This window comes from Streptomyces sp. NPDC127098, assembly GCF_042722465.1.
Taxonomy (GTDB): Bacteria; Actinomycetota; Actinomycetes; order Streptomycetales; family Streptomycetaceae; genus Streptomyces; species Streptomyces millisiae.
The window spans coordinates 30,668-45,368 of sequence record NZ_JBHXFJ010000024.1 but is presented as its reverse complement, the minus strand read 5'-3'; the positions used below and the strand labels follow the sequence as shown (position 1 = coordinate 45,368).

The 14,701-nt window shown below is 72.8% G+C and carries 12 protein-coding genes; 5 read left to right on the top strand and 7 right to left on the bottom strand.

The features are described from left to right. Window positions 1-26 precede the first annotated feature (26 nt). From manD to ACFWI8_RS17365, 7 genes are all read right to left on the bottom strand, one after another. Complete coding sequence (manD, locus tag ACFWI8_RS17395) at window positions 27-1,235, bottom strand: D-mannonate dehydratase ManD (protein WP_387091801.1); 1,209 nt, start codon at window positions 1,233-1,235, stop codon at window positions 27-29. 34 nt (window positions 1,236-1,269) lie between these two features. Continuing rightward, complete coding sequence (locus tag ACFWI8_RS17390) at window positions 1,270-2,115, bottom strand: carbohydrate ABC transporter permease (RefSeq protein WP_387091799.1); 846 nt, start codon at window positions 2,113-2,115, stop codon at window positions 1,270-1,272. Beyond that, window positions 2,112-3,065, bottom strand: a complete 954-nt coding sequence (locus tag ACFWI8_RS17385) for a carbohydrate ABC transporter permease (protein WP_387091797.1) — start codon at window positions 3,063-3,065, stop codon at window positions 2,112-2,114. Before ACFWI8_RS17385 ends, ACFWI8_RS17390 begins: the two co-directional genes overlap by 4 nt. Beyond that, window positions 3,065-4,384 carry an ABC transporter substrate-binding protein gene (locus ACFWI8_RS17380; RefSeq protein ID WP_387091794.1) on the bottom strand — a complete coding sequence of 440 codons (1,320 nt, stop codon included), beginning with the start codon at window positions 4,382-4,384 and terminating at the stop codon, window positions 3,065-3,067. The genes ACFWI8_RS17385 and ACFWI8_RS17380 overlap by 1 nt, the downstream gene beginning before the upstream one ends. A 181-nt stretch (window positions 4,385-4,565) precedes the next feature. Continuing rightward, window positions 4,566-5,351 (bottom strand): FadR/GntR family transcriptional regulator, encoded by a 786-nt coding sequence (locus ACFWI8_RS17375; RefSeq protein WP_311594595.1) that lies wholly within the window; start codon window positions 5,349-5,351, stop codon window positions 4,566-4,568. A 73-nt stretch (window positions 5,352-5,424) separates the two neighbouring features. Next, window positions 5,425-6,126, bottom strand: coding sequence for a ribonuclease H (locus tag ACFWI8_RS17370; RefSeq protein WP_387091789.1), 702 nt, complete (start codon window positions 6,124-6,126; stop codon window positions 5,425-5,427). Between the two features lie 20 nt (window positions 6,127-6,146). Then, window positions 6,147-6,911, bottom strand: coding sequence for an IclR family transcriptional regulator (locus ACFWI8_RS17365; RefSeq protein ID WP_387091787.1), 765 nt, complete (start codon window positions 6,909-6,911; stop codon window positions 6,147-6,149). A gap of 93 nt (window positions 6,912-7,004) precedes the next feature. On the opposite strand from ACFWI8_RS17365, the gene ACFWI8_RS17360 reads away from it, so the two are divergent. The 5 genes from ACFWI8_RS17360 (at window position 7,005) to ACFWI8_RS17340 (ending at window position 14,603) form a co-directional block, all read left to right on the top strand. Next, a complete protein-coding gene (locus ACFWI8_RS17360; RefSeq protein WP_387091785.1) occupies window positions 7,005-8,210 on the top strand; it encodes a pyridoxal-phosphate-dependent aminotransferase family protein in 1,206 nt (401 codons plus the stop codon). Further along, window positions 8,207-11,161, top strand: a complete 2,955-nt coding sequence (locus tag ACFWI8_RS17355; protein ID WP_387091782.1) for an FAD-binding and (Fe-S)-binding domain-containing protein — start codon at window positions 8,207-8,209, stop codon at window positions 11,159-11,161. Before ACFWI8_RS17360 ends, ACFWI8_RS17355 begins: the two co-directional genes overlap by 4 nt. Window positions 11,162-11,218: 57 nt before the next feature. Beyond that, window positions 11,219-12,529 (top strand): SLC13 family permease, encoded by a 1,311-nt coding sequence (locus ACFWI8_RS17350; protein WP_387091779.1) that lies wholly within the window; start codon window positions 11,219-11,221, stop codon window positions 12,527-12,529. A gap of 16 nt (window positions 12,530-12,545) precedes the next feature. Further along, complete coding sequence (locus ACFWI8_RS17345; protein WP_387091777.1) at window positions 12,546-13,376, top strand: hydroxypyruvate isomerase family protein; 831 nt, start codon at window positions 12,546-12,548, stop codon at window positions 13,374-13,376. A gap of 144 nt (window positions 13,377-13,520) precedes the next feature. Beyond that, window positions 13,521-14,603, top strand: a complete 1,083-nt coding sequence (locus ACFWI8_RS17340) for an NAD(+)/NADH kinase (protein WP_387091774.1) — start codon at window positions 13,521-13,523, stop codon at window positions 14,601-14,603. Window positions 14,604-14,701: the final 98 nt, after the last annotated feature.

Here is a 14,701-nt window from a genome sequence, read left to right as displayed (position 1 = left end):
GCCGAGCGGCCACCCCGGCGCGGGGCTCACCAGTCGTGGACGGTGCCGTCGGCCAGCCGGTTGACCGGCAGGTAGGCCGGCCGGTAGGGGTGGGCCGCGGCCAGCTCCTCGTCGAGCTCGACGCCGATGCCGGGGGCCTCGCCCGGGTGCAGGTGCCCGTCGGTGAACGTGTAGGCGTGCCGGAACACCTCGTCGGTCAGCGCGGTGTGTCCCGAGTACTCCTGGATGCCGAAGTTGTGGATCGCCAGGTCCAGGTGGATCGCGGCGGCCATGCCGACCGGCGAGATGTCCTCCGGGCCGTGCACGGCGCTCTTGATCTGGTACTGCGCCGCGTAGTCGAACAGTTTGCGCAGCGGCGTGACGCCGCCGAAGTGGGTCACGGCGGAGCGCACGTAGTCGATGAGCTGCTCGCCCACCAGCGTCTGGTAGTCGAAGACGCTGTTGAAGACCTCGCCGATGGCCAGCGGGGTGCTGGTCTGCCGGCGCACCAGACGCAGCCCCTCCTGGTTCTCGGCCGGGGTGCAGTCCTCCAGCCAGAACAGGTCGTACGGTTCGAGGGCCTTGCCGAGCCGGGCCGCCTGCACCGGGGTCAGCCGGTGGTGCGCGTCGTGCAGCAGCGGCAGCTCGGGCCCGAACTCACCGCGCACGGCCTCGAAGACGCCGGGTATGTGCCGCAGGTAGGCGGCGGTGTCCCAGTCCTCGACCACCGGGCGTGGGTGTCGGCCCTCCGCGGCGGACTCCCCGTCGCGGTGCACGCCGTAGACCTTCGCCAGGCCCGGCACGCCGGTCTGCACCCGGATCGCCTGGTAGCCCTCGGCCTGCCGGGCCCGGATCGAGTCGAACAGCTCGGGGACGTCCCGGCCGCTCGCGTGCCCGTAGGCGCGCACCCGGTCCCGGCTCGCGCCGCCGAGCAGCTGGTAGAGCGGCAGCCCGGCGGCCTTCGCCTTGATGTCCCACAGCGCCACGTCCACGGCGGCGATCGCGGCCATCGTCACCGGACCGCGGCGCCAGTAGGCCCCCCGGTACAGGTACTGCCAGGTGTCCTCGATCCGGTGCGGGTCCCTGCCGATCAGCAGCGGCACCACGTGGTCAAGGAGGTAGCTGACGACGGCGAGTTCGCGCCCGTTGAGGGTGGCGTCGCCCAGGCCGGTGATGCCCTCGTCGGTGGTGATCCGCAGGGTGACGAAGTTGCGGCCCGGGCTGGTGACGACGACCTTCGCGTCGACGATCTTCATGGAGTGGTCTTCCTGGGGGTGGGTGGGGTGCTGGTCAGCCCTTCGTGGCCCCGGCCGTGAGGCCGGCCACGAGGTGCTTCTGTCCGATGACCGCGACGAGGACGACCGGGATGGTCATCAGGGCGGCGGCGGCCATCAGGCCGCCCCAGTCGGTGCTGGCGTAGGAGATGAAGTTGAACAGGGTCACCGGCGCGGTCCTGGTGTTCTCGTCGGCGAAGATCAGCGCGAACATGAAGTTGTTCCAGCTGAAGACGAAGGCCAGCAGCGAGGCCGTGGCGGTGCCGGGCGCGGCCAGCGGCAGCGCGATGCGCCAGAACGCACCGAAGGCCGAGAGGCCGTCCGTGCGCGCCGCCTCCTCCAGCTCCACCGGCAGGCCCTCGAAGAAGCCGATCATGATCCAGAGGATGAGCGGCACCGAGACGAACATGTGGCTGAGGACCAGGACCGTGTAGCTGCCGACGAGGCCGGCCCTGGCGAACAGGTAGTACCAGGGCACCAGGAGCGACACCGCGGGAACGATGCGGGCGATGAGGATCAGGGACCCGGTGCGGTGCATCCGGAACCGGCCCACCGCCCAGGCGGCCGGCACCGCGATCAGCGCGGACAGCGCGGTGGAGACACCGCCCACGATCAGCGAGTTGCGCAGCGACCGCAGGATCTCGCCGTCCGCCAGGACGTTGCGGAAGTTCTCCAGCGTCGGGCTGAAGAACAGGCCCACGCTCGGGTCGGTGACCTGCACGTTGGTCTTGAAGGCGGCCGCGAACATCCACACGATGGGCAGCGCGAAGACCAGCGAGACCGCCGTCACGGCGACTCCCCGCAGCAGGGCCCAGGGGTGGCGGCGCCGGCCGGCGCGGCTGGTGGCGGCGTTGGCGCTCATGCGGACTTCCTTCCGGCGCGGCGCCGCAGCACGAGCACGACGCCGATGATGAACAGCGTGAACAGCACGAGCACCGCGGAGGCCAGCCCGTACTCCAGGTAGTCGAAGGTGAGGCCGTAGGCGTAGACGTTGAGGGTCTCGGCCTCGAAGTCGGAGCCGCCGCCGGGGCCCTTGGTGGCGTAGAGCAGGTCGAAGGTCTTCAGCGCGTCGACGGAGCGCAGCACCAGCGCGGTGGCCAGCGTGGTGGAGAGCATCGGCAGCACCACGTGCCGGAAGCGCTGCCAGGGGCCCGCTCCGTCGACCTGGGCGGCCTCCTCGGGCTCCTCGGGCAGTGTGGACAGGCCGGCGAGCAGTAGCAGGGTCATCATGGGGGTCCACTGCCACACGTCGATCAGCATCAGGGTGGGCAGCGACTGGCTCACCGAGCCGAGGAACTCCTGGGGCGGCAGGCCGACGGACTCCAGCAGGTGGTTGGCGATGCCGTTGGTGGGGTCCAGGATCAGCAGCCACAGGATGCCGATGGCGACCGGCGTGGTGAGCAGCGGGACCAGCAGGATCGTCCGCACCCACCGCATGCCGGTGAACGCCCTGCGCATCAGCATGGCCAGCGCCAGGCCGAGCACCGTCTCCAGCAGCACCGCGCCGACGGTGAAGACGACGGTGCGCCGCACGGCCGGCCAGAAGCGGCGGGTGTCGCCGAGCGCGTCCGCGAAGTTCTGGAAACCGACGTACTCCTGGTCCGCGTTGACGGCGCCGAAGGCGTCCGTGAAGCCGAGGTTGAGGGTGTAGACGAGCGGAAAGACGATCATGGCGCCGACGAAGAGCAGGGCGGGCGCCAGCATCATCCACTTGAGGCGCCGGTTGGCCTGTTCGAAGGTGCGCGGGGCGCGGCCGCCCGGCCGGCCGCCCAGGGCGGGGTGTGGCTGGGGCTTGGTCTGCACGGCGGCCATCAGGACTCCCGGTGGCGGTTGTCGCGGACGAGGAAGTCGGCGAACTCGGCGTCCGCCTCGCGGGCCACCGCCGCCACGGGTTCGCCCAGGATGCCGGCGACCAGCGGGCGGCCGACGATGTCCCGGGCGCGGCCGACCTGGAGCACCTCCGGCCGGTCGTGGTCGACGCCGCGCTCCCCGCCCAGCCGCATGGACTCGGCGAGTTCGGCGGGGAACGCCGCGAGGGTCTCGGCGTCCGACCAGGCGGACTGCCGGGCTCCCGGTATGCCGTCGGCCTGCAGCGCGGCCACCATCTCCGGGCTGGACGCCCAGCGGATGAACTCCCAGGCGTCGTCCCGCAGGAGGGAGAACTCGTTGACGGCCAGGGACCAGGACGGGATGTTGTGCGGCCTGGAGCCGGCCGGTCCTGCCGGGAACGGGGCGAAGCCGACGGTGTCCTGGACGGTGGAGACCGCCGGGTCGAGGAAGTTGGTGTAGATCGCGTCGGCGTCGACGTAGAACGCCGCCTTGCCCTGGGCGAAGATCGGCATGGCCTGCTCCAGGCTCATGTTGGTCGCGCCGGGCGGGCCGGTCCGCTCCAGCAGCCGGCCGTAGTACTCGTAGGCGGCGATGGCCTCGCGGGTGGCGATGGTGGAGCGCCCCTCGGCGGTGAAGTCACCGCCGAAGGAGTAGAGGAAGCTCGACCACTGGCTGACGGCGCCGCTGCGCTGGCCGCGGCCGACGAACCCGAAGAAGTCGTCGCCTCGGTCGGCGAGTTCGAGGGACAGCTCCATCAGCTCGTCCAACGTGCCGGGCGGGCCGCCGAAGTCCGCCAGCAGGTCCCTGCGGTAGTACAGCGTCGGCCGCTCGGTCACCACGGGAACGCTCAACACCCGGCCCGCCGTGGTCGACCGCCGGCGCGGCGCCTCCTGGAAGTCGGCCCAGTCGAAGGCCGCGTCCGACACGCGGTCGGTGAGGTCGGCGAGCCAGCCGTTGGTCGCGAAGAGCAGCTGCTCCTGGAGCGCCCTGACCATCATGACGTCGACGTCCGTGGCGGAGGCGTTGAGCTTCACGTTGTAGCTGTTGGACAGCTGGTCCGAGGTGAGCATCGAGATCGAGACGCGGCGGCCGATCCGCTCCTCGAACTCGGCGACCCGGCCGGCGATCGCCTGCGACCAGACGTGGTTGATCGCCATGACGCGCAGCGGCGCGTCGGGGGAGGCGGAGCCGCTCCGGCCCGAACAGGCGCCGAGCGTCAGCCCGCCGACGGTGGCGGCGGCCGCCACGGCGGCCAGTCTGCCGAAGGAACGGCGGCTGACCGACTGGGGGCTCGTGGACATCCTCGTCCTCGACTTTCTCCGTACGCGCGGAAGTGCGTGTGCTGGTTCCGAAAAAAGAGTGGTCCAACTGGTAGGACCAGTTGGACCGTAACAGGTGTCCTGGCCTCTGACCAGCCCCGGGATCAGGGGGTCACGCTGTGCCGACCGGCGGTCGGCCGCGCGTCATCGGCGGGCCGTGACCTCAGCCATGGTCCTGGGACTGCCGCAGCAGCGTCTCGATGTGCTGGCGCGCCATGACATCGAGGCCGAGATCGAGGTCCGCGCCGTAGGTCCGCAGCCCGAGCATGAGGTGCTCGCGCATCCGCGCCCTGGCCAGCTCGACGTCCCGGGCCACGATCGCCTCGAGGATCTCCGGGTGGTGCGGCACGCCCGGCTCGCCGATCGACGGATCGGAGTTCGAGCGGAGCATCATCTCGAACATCATCCCGCCGATCGACGACAGCATGGTCCGCAGCACGGGGTTGCCGCTCGCCGCAGCGATCGCGTCGTGGAAGTCGAGGTCGGCCCGGGCCTTGTGCACGACGTCGGTGGCCCGCAGCAGCGCGTCGTTGGCCCGCCGCATCGCGTCGAGCTCGGCCTCGTCGGCGCGCTCCGTGGCCAGGCCCACGATCTCGACCTCCAGCGGGATGCGCGCCTCGATCAGGTGCCGCACGGTGGGGCGGCCCGCCCGGTACAGGGCGTCGTAGCTGCGCGCCTGCCCCGGTGACTGCTCGCTGACGAAGGAGCCCCGGCCCGGTGCCACCTCGATCATGTGCTGGGCCTCGAGCCGCCGCAACGCCTCCCGGACCACGTTCCGGCTGGCGCCGAACCGCTCGGCCAGCTCGCGCTCCGAGGGCAGCTTCTCCCCGACGGGGATCTCACCCGAGCGGATGTCGTGCTCCAACTGGCGTGCGACGCGCTCCGTCAGCAACCCTCGCTGCGACGAGGGCGCGGCACGACCCGACGGTGAGGTGGGCGGGGCGGGCATGACCAGGAGCTTAACAGCAGGCCGGGGCGCCGCCCCCGGCGCGGGCGCGCGCCCCGGTCCCGCGGTCCCGCGGTCAGGAACTCCGGCCGGCCGCCTCGGACTCGGTATCCCGGCAGGCCGGGTGGCCCCAGCCCTGCGCGTTCCTGACGATCGGCTCGCTGGCCGCGTAGGACCGGCCGCAGCGGCAGCGGCCCGGGAACTTCGCGGTGATCTCGCCCTTCGAGGCCCGGCGGCGCGTCGAGTTCGCCGTCTTGGCCGCCTTCGCCGTCTTGGCCGGCCTGGCGGCGGCCGGCGGCGGGGCCGCGGAGCCCTGCGCGCTGCCGGCGGCGAGCTGGCTGGTGGCGGCCTGGCTCGCGGCGCGGTCGGCGAAGTCGTTGAGCCGGTCACCGTCCACCTGGTGGGCCGCCACGTACACGAACTCCACCGCGCGGCCGGCCAGCAGCCGGTCGATGCCCTCCACCAGCTCGCGGTTGGCCACCGGCGAGCCGGAAGCGGTCCGCCACCCCTTCTTCTTCCAGCCCGGCAGCCAGGTGGTGACCGCCTTCATGGCGTACTGCGAGTCCATCCGCACCTGCATCGGCACGGCCGGGTCCGCCGCCTCGAGCAGGTGCCGCAGCGCGGACAGCTCCGCCACGTTGTTGGTCGCCGTGCCCAGGGGCCCGGCCGCCCAGCGCCCCGGGTCGCCTTCGGCGTCGGCGATGACCCAGGCCCAGGCGGCACGCCCCGGGTTGCCCTTCGACGCCCCGTCGCAGGCGGCGATGATCCGTTCCGTCATGCCCCCGATGATGCCAGTGGTCAGCGGGTGGCCTCCGCCGCGTCCCCGTAGCCGAGCCGAGCGGACAGCTCCGCCGCCGCCTCGCGCACCAGGCCGCCCCAGCACGTCTCGGACTCCTCGGTCAGGCGGCTCATCGGGACGTTCACGCTGAGACTGGCGATCGGCCTCTCCGGGCCGGCCAGGACGGCGGCCGCGACCGAACCGACGTCGGCCCGCCACTCGCCGTGGTTGAGGGCGAACCCCCGCTCCCGGACTCGGGCCAGCTCGGCGAGCAACTGGTCGGGATCGGTGATCGTGTGCTCGGTGTACCGCGGCACCTCGTCGGCGAACAGGCGGCCGAGGCGCTCGGGGCCGCTGTTGGCGAGGACCGCCTTGCCGTTGGCGGAGGCGTGCAGGGGCAGCGCGTGGCCGAGGGCCATGCTGATGCGCAGCGGGTTGGAGGTCTCCAGCCGCTCGATGAGCACCACCCGGTCCTCCTCGGGGACGGTGAGGTGGATGGTCTCCTCGGTGCGCCGGCGCAGGTCCTCCATGACGGGCACCGCCGCGTCGCGCAGGCCGAGGTCGCCGCTGGCCCGTCCGCCGACCGTGAGCGCCTTGGTGGTCATCACCCACCGCCTGACCTCGCCCGGGGCCGGACGGATCCAGCCGGCCGTGTGGAGCGTGACCAGCGCGCGTTGGACCGAGCTCTTGGGCAGGTCGAGCACCCGCGCCAGGCCGCCGACCCCGACCGGCTGCCGGGCGGCGACCTCTTCGAGCACCCGAAGGGCGTTCAGGACGTTGCGCACTGCCTTGACTCCTCGATCGTCGATCCCTAACCTCACCGCGCTCTGAAACGGCACAGTGTACCGCCTCACGGCACAGCGAAGGGGTTGGATCCGGTGACGGCTCACAGCGGACGACATTTCCTGCAGATCCCCGGGCCGACCAACGTCCCGGACCGGGTGTTGCGGGCCATGGCCCGGCCCACCATCGACCACCGCGGACCGGAGTTCGCGGAACTCGCGCGCGACCTGCTCCGGCGGCTCGGGCCGGTCTTCGGCACCGGCGGTCCGGTCGTCGTCTATCCCTCCTCGGGCACCGGCGCCTGGGAGGCGGCGCTCGTCAACACCCTCTCGCCGGGCGACCGCGTACTCGCCTTCGACACCGGCCACTTCGCGACCCTCTGGCGCGACATGGCCGAGGGACTCGGGCTGGTCGTCGACCTCGTCCCCGGCGACTGGCGGCGCGGCGTCGACCCGGCCGTCGTCGCCGAACGCCTCGCCGCGGACCGGGCGCACGCCGTCGCCGCGGTGCTGGTCGTCCACAACGAGACCTCGACCGGGGTCACCAGCCGGGTGCCGGAGATCCGGGCCGCCCTCGACGACGCGGACCATCCCGCGTTGCTGCTGGTCGACACGATCTCCTCGCTGGCCTCCATCGACTACCGGCACGACGAGTGGGGCGTCGACGTGACGGTCGGCTGCTCACAGAAGGGCCTGATGCTGCCGCCGGGCCTCGGGTTCAACGCGATCAGCCAGAAGGCGCTCGCGGCCGCCGACACGGCGCGGCTGCCGCGCTCGTACTGGGACTGGGCACCGATCCTGGCGGCCAACGAGGGCGGCCACTTCCCGTACACCCCGCCCACCAACCTGCTCTACGGGCTGCGGGAGGCGCTGCTCCTGCTCGAGGAGGAGGGGCTGCCCGCGGTGTTCGCGCGGCACGACCGCCATGCCGAGGCGACCAGGGCCGCCGTCCGGGGCTGGGGCCTCGACGTGCTGTGCGCCGACGAGCGGGAGTACTCGAGCTCCCTGACCGCCGTGCTGCTCGGCGACGGCCACGACGCGGACGCGGTCCGCCGGACCGTACTCGACCGCTTCGACATGTCGCTCGGCACCGGGCTCGGCAGGCTCGCCGGCCGCGTGTTCCGCATCGGACACCTCGGCGACCTCAACGACCTGACGTTGGCAGGCACCCTCGCCGGGGTGCAGCTGGGCCTCCAACTGGCCGGGGTGGCCGTCGACCCCGGTGGCCTCCAGGCCGCGCTCGACGTGCTGCGCGCCGCGCACGAGGACCGGACCGCCGACCGGGGAGAGGAGTCGCGATGACCGCCCCGACCCCGCGCCCGACCGTCGGCGCCCACCTGGAACGCGCGCTCACCGTCACGCTCGACGGCGAGGTCGCCTTCGACGACTACACCCGCCACCTCTTCTCGCGCGACGCCAGCATGTACGCGATCACCCCGCTCGGCGTGGCCTTCCCGCGGCACGCGGACGACGTCGCGGCGGCGGTGCGGGCGGCCGGCGAACTCGGCGTGCCCGTCGTGCCCCGCGGCGCCGGGACCAGCCTGGTCGGCCAGACCATCGGGCCCGGACTGGTGCTCGACACCTCCCGGCACATGAACCGGATCCTGGAGATCGACCCGGCGGCGCGCACGGCGCTGGTCGAGGTCGGCGTGGTGCAGGACCAGCTCAACCAGGCCGCCGCCGCCCACGGGCTGATGTTCGGCCCCGACACCTCCACCAGCAACCGGGCCACCATCGGCGGGATGATCGGCAACAACTCCGCCGGCAGCGGCTCCCTGACCTACGGCATGACGATCGACCACGTGCGGGCGCTCGACGTGGTGCTCTCCGACGGCTCACGCGCCCGGTTCGAGCCGATCGACGAGGCCGAGCGGGAACGCCGCGCGTCGGCGGCGACGTTGGAGGGCCGGATCCACCGGGCGCTGCCGGGGCTGGTCGAGGCCCACGCGGACGCCATCACCGCCGGGATGCCGGCGTTCTGGCGGCGTGCCGGCGGCTACCGGCTCGACCGGCTGGTGGGCTTCGGCCCCGAGAAGCCGTTCGACCTGGCGAAGTTCGTGGTGGGAGCCGAGGGCACCCTGGTGGTCGCCACCCACGCCCTGGTCGACCTGGTGCCCAGGCCGGGACGCACGGTCTACGCCGTCGGCCACTTCGCCGACACGCCGAGCGCCATCTCCGCCACCACGGACGCCCTGGACTGCGACCCCCACCAGGTCGAGCTGATGGACCGCACCATCCTCGAACTCTCCCGCCGGAAGCTTGAGTTCGCCGGCCTCGGCGACATCCTGGTCGGAGACCCGGGAGCCCTGTTGTTCGTCTCCTTCACGGGCGACGAGGAGCCGGAGCTGATCGCCCGGCTCGACCGACTCGACGCGCTGTGGCGGCGGAACGGGCACGGCTACCACACGCTCCGCGCCGTCACCCCGGCCGAGCAGGGCGCGCTGTTGAAGGTCAGGAAGTCCAGCCTCGGCCTGCTCATGGCCGCCGGCCGGGGCACCCGCCGACCGCTGGCCTTCATCGAGGACACCGCCGTGGACCCGGCCGTCCTCGCCGAGTACACGACGCGGCTCAAGAAGATCCTCGACGACCACGGCCTTGAGGCGGGCTTCTACGGCCACTGCTCCGTGGGATGCCTGCACATCCGCCCGTTCGTCGACCTCACGGAGCCCGACGAGGTCAGCACCATGCGTGCCGTCGCCGAGGCGGTCAGGGACCTCGTCACCGAGTACGGCGGGGTCAACTCCAGCGAGCACGGCGACGGCCTGGCCCGCAGCGAGTTCAACCGGGAGATCTTCGGCGACGAACTCTACGAGGCCATGCGCGAGGTCAAGCGCCTCTTCGACCCCGCGAACATCATGAACCCCGGCAAGATCGTCGACGCCCCGTCGATGACCGACAACCTCCGCGACCGCGACGCCCTGCCGCCCGCCTCTCCGCTGAGGACCACCCTGGACTTCGAGGTCGTCGGCGGCATGCGTGGGGCCGCCGACCGCTGCATGAACATCGGCGCCTGCCGGAAGGCCAGCGCCGGGGTGATGTGCCCCTCCTACATCGCCACGAGGAACGAGGAGCACTCCACCCGGGGTCGGGCCAACGCCCTGGTGAAGGCGCTGTCGCAGCCCGACCCGCACGCCGCCCTCGGCGATCCGCGGCTGCACGAGATCCTCGACCTCTGCCTGATGTGCAAGGCCTGCAAGAGCGAGTGCCCGATGAGCGTCGACATGACCTCGCTCAAGGCCGAGGCGCTCGCCCACCACCACGAGTCCCACGGGGTCCCCGCGAGGTCCCGGCTGTTCGCCGCGATCCGCGCGCTCAACCGGCTCGGCTCGGCGACCGCGCCGCTCTCCAACCTCCCGGGGCGCGTCCCGCTCCTGCGCCGGCTCCTGGAGCGCGCCCTCGGCATCACCGCCGCCCGCCCGCTGCCCACGTTCCACCGGGTCAGCCTCCAGCGGTGGTTCCGCCGCCACCGTCCGCCCGCACCCCGGCAGGAGGCGCCGCTGGGCACCGTCACCTGGCTCGCCGACTCGTTCACCAGCTACACGGAACCGGGCATCGGCCGGGCCACCGTCGAACTGCTGGAGCGCGCCGGGTGGCGCGTCGAACTCGCCGCCGGCGGCTGCTGCGGGCGCTCCGGCATGTCCAAGGGACTGCTGGACGACGCCGCGAAGAAGGCGACGGCGCTGGTCACCTCGCTCGACCGTGGAGCGGACCCCGAATCACTGATCGTCGGCTGCGAGCCCTCCTGCGTGTTCATGGTGCGCGACGAGTACGCCACGCTGCTGCCCGACTCCGCGCCGGCACGCGCGGTGGCGAAGCGGGTCAGGCAGGTCGAGGAACTCCTCGTCGAGGCCGTCGACGCGGGCCTGCTCACCCTGCGCGCGGACTCCTGGCTCGCCGGGCGGCGCGTCGTCTACCACGGCCACTGCCACCAGAAGGCCGAGGTGGGCACCGCGGCCACCCTCGCCCTGATCCGCCGGATCCCGGGCGTCGAGGTCGTGGAGATCGACGCCGGCTGCTGCGGGATGGCCGGCTCCTTCGGCTTCGAGTCCGAGCACTACGAGACGTCCATGACCGTCGGCGGCGACCGGCTGTTCCCGGCGCTGGCGGCGGAACCGGAGGACACGGTCGTGGCCGCGACCGGCGTGTCGTGCCGCCAGCAGATCTTCCACGGCGCGGGCCGCACCGCCTGGCACCCGGTGGAACTGGTGCGGGAGGCGCTGGCCGACCGTGACCGGGGAGAACCGGGCGCCTAGCGACCCGCCGCCTCGGCGTCACCCCCCGCGAGCCAACGTCTGCCCCGAGGAGCGTCGATGTCCCCCGAAGCACTCTCCATCGTCGGCCTGGTTCTCGTCTTCCTCTTCGCGACCGTGCGATCGGTCAACATGGGAGCGGTCGCCTTCCTCGGCGCCTTCCTGCTCGGCACCTTCGTCTTCGGGAAGACCGAGGACGACCTCTTCGCCGGATTCCCCGGTGACCTCTTCGTCGTCCTGGTCGGCGTGACCCTGCTCTTCGCCATCGCCAGGTGCAACGGCACGGTCGACTGGCTCATTCAGGCCGGGGTGCGGGCCGTGCGGGGACGGATAGCCCTGATCCCCTGGGTGATGTTCCTCGTCACCAGCCTGCTGACGGCGGTGGGCGCCGTGGTGCCGGGCGCGGTGGCGATGATGGCACCGATCGGCCTGAACTTCGCCACCCGCCACGGGATCAACCCGATGCTCATGGGGCTGCTCGTCATCAACGGCGCCAGCGCCGGCGGCTTCTCGCCGATCAGCATCTACGGCAGCACCACCAACGGGGTCGTGGAGCGCAGCGGGCTGCCCGGCAGCCCCGTCACGTTGTGGGTCAGCTCCCTGCTCTTCAACACGCTGCTGAGCCTCGTGGTGTTCTTCCTGTTCGACGGGCGGCGGCTGCTGCGCCGGCGCGTCGACGCCGAACCCGCCCGACGGGCCGAGAAGGACCGGACGGACGGCGGCGGGAGCACCGTGACCGGGGCGGCGGGCGTGACGGACACGGACGTCACCACCCTGAACGCGCAGCGGATCGCGACGCTCGCCGGGCTCGTCGTGCTGGCGGTCGGCGCGCTCGCGCTGGAGTTCGACGTGGGGCTGCTGGCGTTGAGCATCGCCACCACCCTCCTCCTGCTGTGGCCCGAGACCACCAGGACGTGCGTCTCCGACGTCGCGTGGCCCACCGTGATGCTGGTCTGCGGCGTGGTCACCTACGTGGGGCTGATGGAGAGCGTGGGTACCATCGACCACCTCGGCGAGAGCGTCGCCGGCATCGGGACCCCGCTGCTGGCCGCCTTCCTCATCTGTCTCATCGGCGGCGGCGTCTCGGCGTTCGCGTCGACCACCGGAATCCTCGGCGCGCTCGTTCCGCTCGCGGTGCCCTTCCTGTACACCGGGCAGGTCGGCGCGGTCGGCCTGATCACCGCGTTGGCGATCTCGGCCTCGGTGGTCGACTCCTCCCCGTTCTCCACCAGCGGAGCGCTCGTCGTGGCCAGCACCCCGGCGGAGGCCAGGGACGCGACGTTCAGGGGGCTGATGGTCTGGGGCATGAGCATGATCGCGATCGCACCCCTGGTGTCGTGCGCCGTCTTCGTGCTGCCAGGCTGGCTCTGACGGAAAGCGAGGACCGATGCGGCACCGACTGCCCTACACGATCAACCTGTCGATGCTCCTCACCGAACTGCCCCTGGTCGAGCGCCCCGCCGCCGCGAGGCGACTGGGGTTCGACGCGGTCGAGTTCTGGTGGCCCTTCGCGACGGCCGTGCCGGCCGACGCGGAGGTCGAGGCGTTCGTGCGGTCCGTGCGCGACGCCGGGGTCCGCCTCACGGGTCTGAACTTCTTCGCCGGGGACCTGCCCGGCGGCGACCGCGGCCTGGTCTCCTGGCCCGCCCGCGCCGCCGAGTTCCGCGACGGCGTCGACGTCGCCGTGGCGATCGGCGAGCGGCTCGGCTGCCGGGCCTTCAACGCGCTGTACGGGAACCGGGCCGACGGCGTCGCGCCGGCGGCCCAGGACGAGACGGCGGTGGCGAACCTGACGCTGGCGGCCGAGGCCGTGGCGCGCGTCGGCGGCGTGGCCCTGCTCGAACCGCTCAGCGGCGCCCCCGCCTACCCGCTGCGCACCGCGGCGGACGCGGTCGCCGTGATCGACCGGGTGGCGGCCGCCGCCGGCGGTCCCCACCCGCTGCTGCTGGCCGACCTCTACCACCTCGCCGTCAACGGCGAGGACCCGGCCGGGATGATCGCCGCGCACGCCGACCGCGTCGGCCACGTGCAGATCGCGGACGCGCCGGGGCGGGGCGCGCCGGGCACCGGACGCCTCGACCTCGACGGGGCGCTGGTGGCCCTGGAGAACGCGGGTTACACCGGCCGGGTGGGCCTGGAGTACCAGCCGGCGGGACCGAGCGCGGACAGCCTCGACTGGCTGCCGCGCGAACGGCGCGCCGCCGACCACGTGGGGTGACACCCGTCGCGCACTCGAAGGACGCGTACCCGCCCATGCCCGGCATTCGGGACGTCCTCGGGGGAGAATGGCGGACCGACGGCGAGGGGCCGGCGGAGAGTGCGGTCCGCGGGCGCTCGTCCGCGAACCACTGTGGAGGCGGACGTGACGGTGAGCCGGGTCGGTCTGGTCGTGCACGGCGGGCGCCCGGCGGCGCGGGACGCGGCGCGGGCCGTGCACGCGTGGTGCGCCGAACACGCCCTGCCCTGCGCGGACATCGACGTGTGGGAGGACGGCGGGCGGCGCAGCGCCCGAGAGGAGGTCGCGTCCGCCGGTGATCCCGACCTCATCGTCACTCTCGGAGGCGATGGCACCTTCCTCCGCGGCGCCCGGCTGGCCGCCGAGCACGACGCGCTGCTCCTGGGCGTCGACCTCGGCCGTCTCGGGTTCCTGACCGAGGTCTCGGCGGACGAGGTGCTCTCGGCGCTGGACGCGGTCCTGGCCGGCCGGCTCGCCGTCGACCACCGCATGCTGCTCACGCTGCGTGCCTCGCGTCGGCTCGAAGTGCCGCCGGACGTCGAGGCGTTGATGAGGTACGGGCGAGGGCCCCTGCTGCCGCCGCCCCGGGTGCGGACGGACTGCGAGACCGACGACGAGTGGGGCATCGCGCTGAACGTCTTCGCGCTCAACGACGTCGTCCTGGAGAAGCTCTCGCGGGACCGGCAGGTGTCCGTCGGGGTCTACCTCGCCGGAAGGCTGCTGGCCTCCTACTCGGCCGACGCCCTGCTGGTGGCCACGCCGACCGGCTCGACCGCCTACAGCTTCGCCGCCGGCGGGCCCGTGGTGTCGCCCCGCGCCGAGGCCCTCGTCTTCACCCCGATCGCGCCGCACATGGCGTTCGACCGCTCCGTCGTCACCGCACCCGACGAGCCCATCGGCCTCCGGGTGCTCGAACGGTCGGGCCAGGCGGCCGTCAGCGTCGACGGCCAACTGCGCGGCGTGCTCGACCCCGGCGACTGGATCGGCGTCTACGCGGCCCGGCGCCGACTGCGCGCCGTCCGCCTGAAGCCGATGGACTTCTACGGCCGGCTGCGCGCGCGGATGAACCTCACCGACGCGCCGGCCGCGGTCGCCGACGGCACCCCCGCCCCGCTCTGGTCGGTGACGACCCCGCCGCCGGGCGACCTCGCCCACCTCACGCTGCTCACCGAGCCGTCCGAGCCCCCGGGCCCGGACCACGCCGGCTGACGGCCCACCGCCCGACCGGTCCCCGGCGTGAGGGTGAATGTCGTTCCGGGCAGTGTCACGGCCTGCCTCCGGGCCCGGCCGTCGGCCTAGCCTGCGGT

Excerpts from the sequence above, each read along its gene's own strand:
- manD (WP_387091801.1), bottom strand. The coding sequence starts at position 1,235 with ATGAAGATCGTCGACGCGAAGGTCGTCGTCACCAGCCCGGGCCGCAAC.
- ACFWI8_RS17390 (WP_387091799.1), bottom strand. The coding sequence starts at position 2,115 with ATGAGCGCCAACGCCGCCACCAGCCGCGCCGGCCGGCGCCGCCACCCC.
- ACFWI8_RS17385 (WP_387091797.1), bottom strand. The coding sequence starts at position 3,065 with ATGGCCGCCGTGCAGACCAAGCCCCAGCCACACCCCGCCCTGGGCGGC.
- ACFWI8_RS17380 (WP_387091794.1), bottom strand. The coding sequence starts at position 4,384 with ATGTCCACGAGCCCCCAGTCGGTCAGCCGCCGTTCCTTCGGCAGACTG.
- ACFWI8_RS17375 (WP_311594595.1), bottom strand. The coding sequence starts at position 5,351 with ATGCCCGCCCCGCCCACCTCACCGTCGGGTCGTGCCGCGCCCTCGTCG.
- ACFWI8_RS17370 (WP_387091789.1), bottom strand. The coding sequence starts at position 6,126 with ATGACGGAACGGATCATCGCCGCCTGCGACGGGGCGTCGAAGGGCAAC.
- ACFWI8_RS17355 (WP_387091782.1), top strand. The coding sequence starts at position 8,207 with ATGACCGCCCCGACCCCGCGCCCGACCGTCGGCGCCCACCTGGAACGC.
- ACFWI8_RS17350 (WP_387091779.1), top strand. The coding sequence starts at position 11,219 with ATGTCCCCCGAAGCACTCTCCATCGTCGGCCTGGTTCTCGTCTTCCTC.
- ACFWI8_RS17345 (WP_387091777.1), top strand. The coding sequence starts at position 12,546 with ATGCGGCACCGACTGCCCTACACGATCAACCTGTCGATGCTCCTCACC.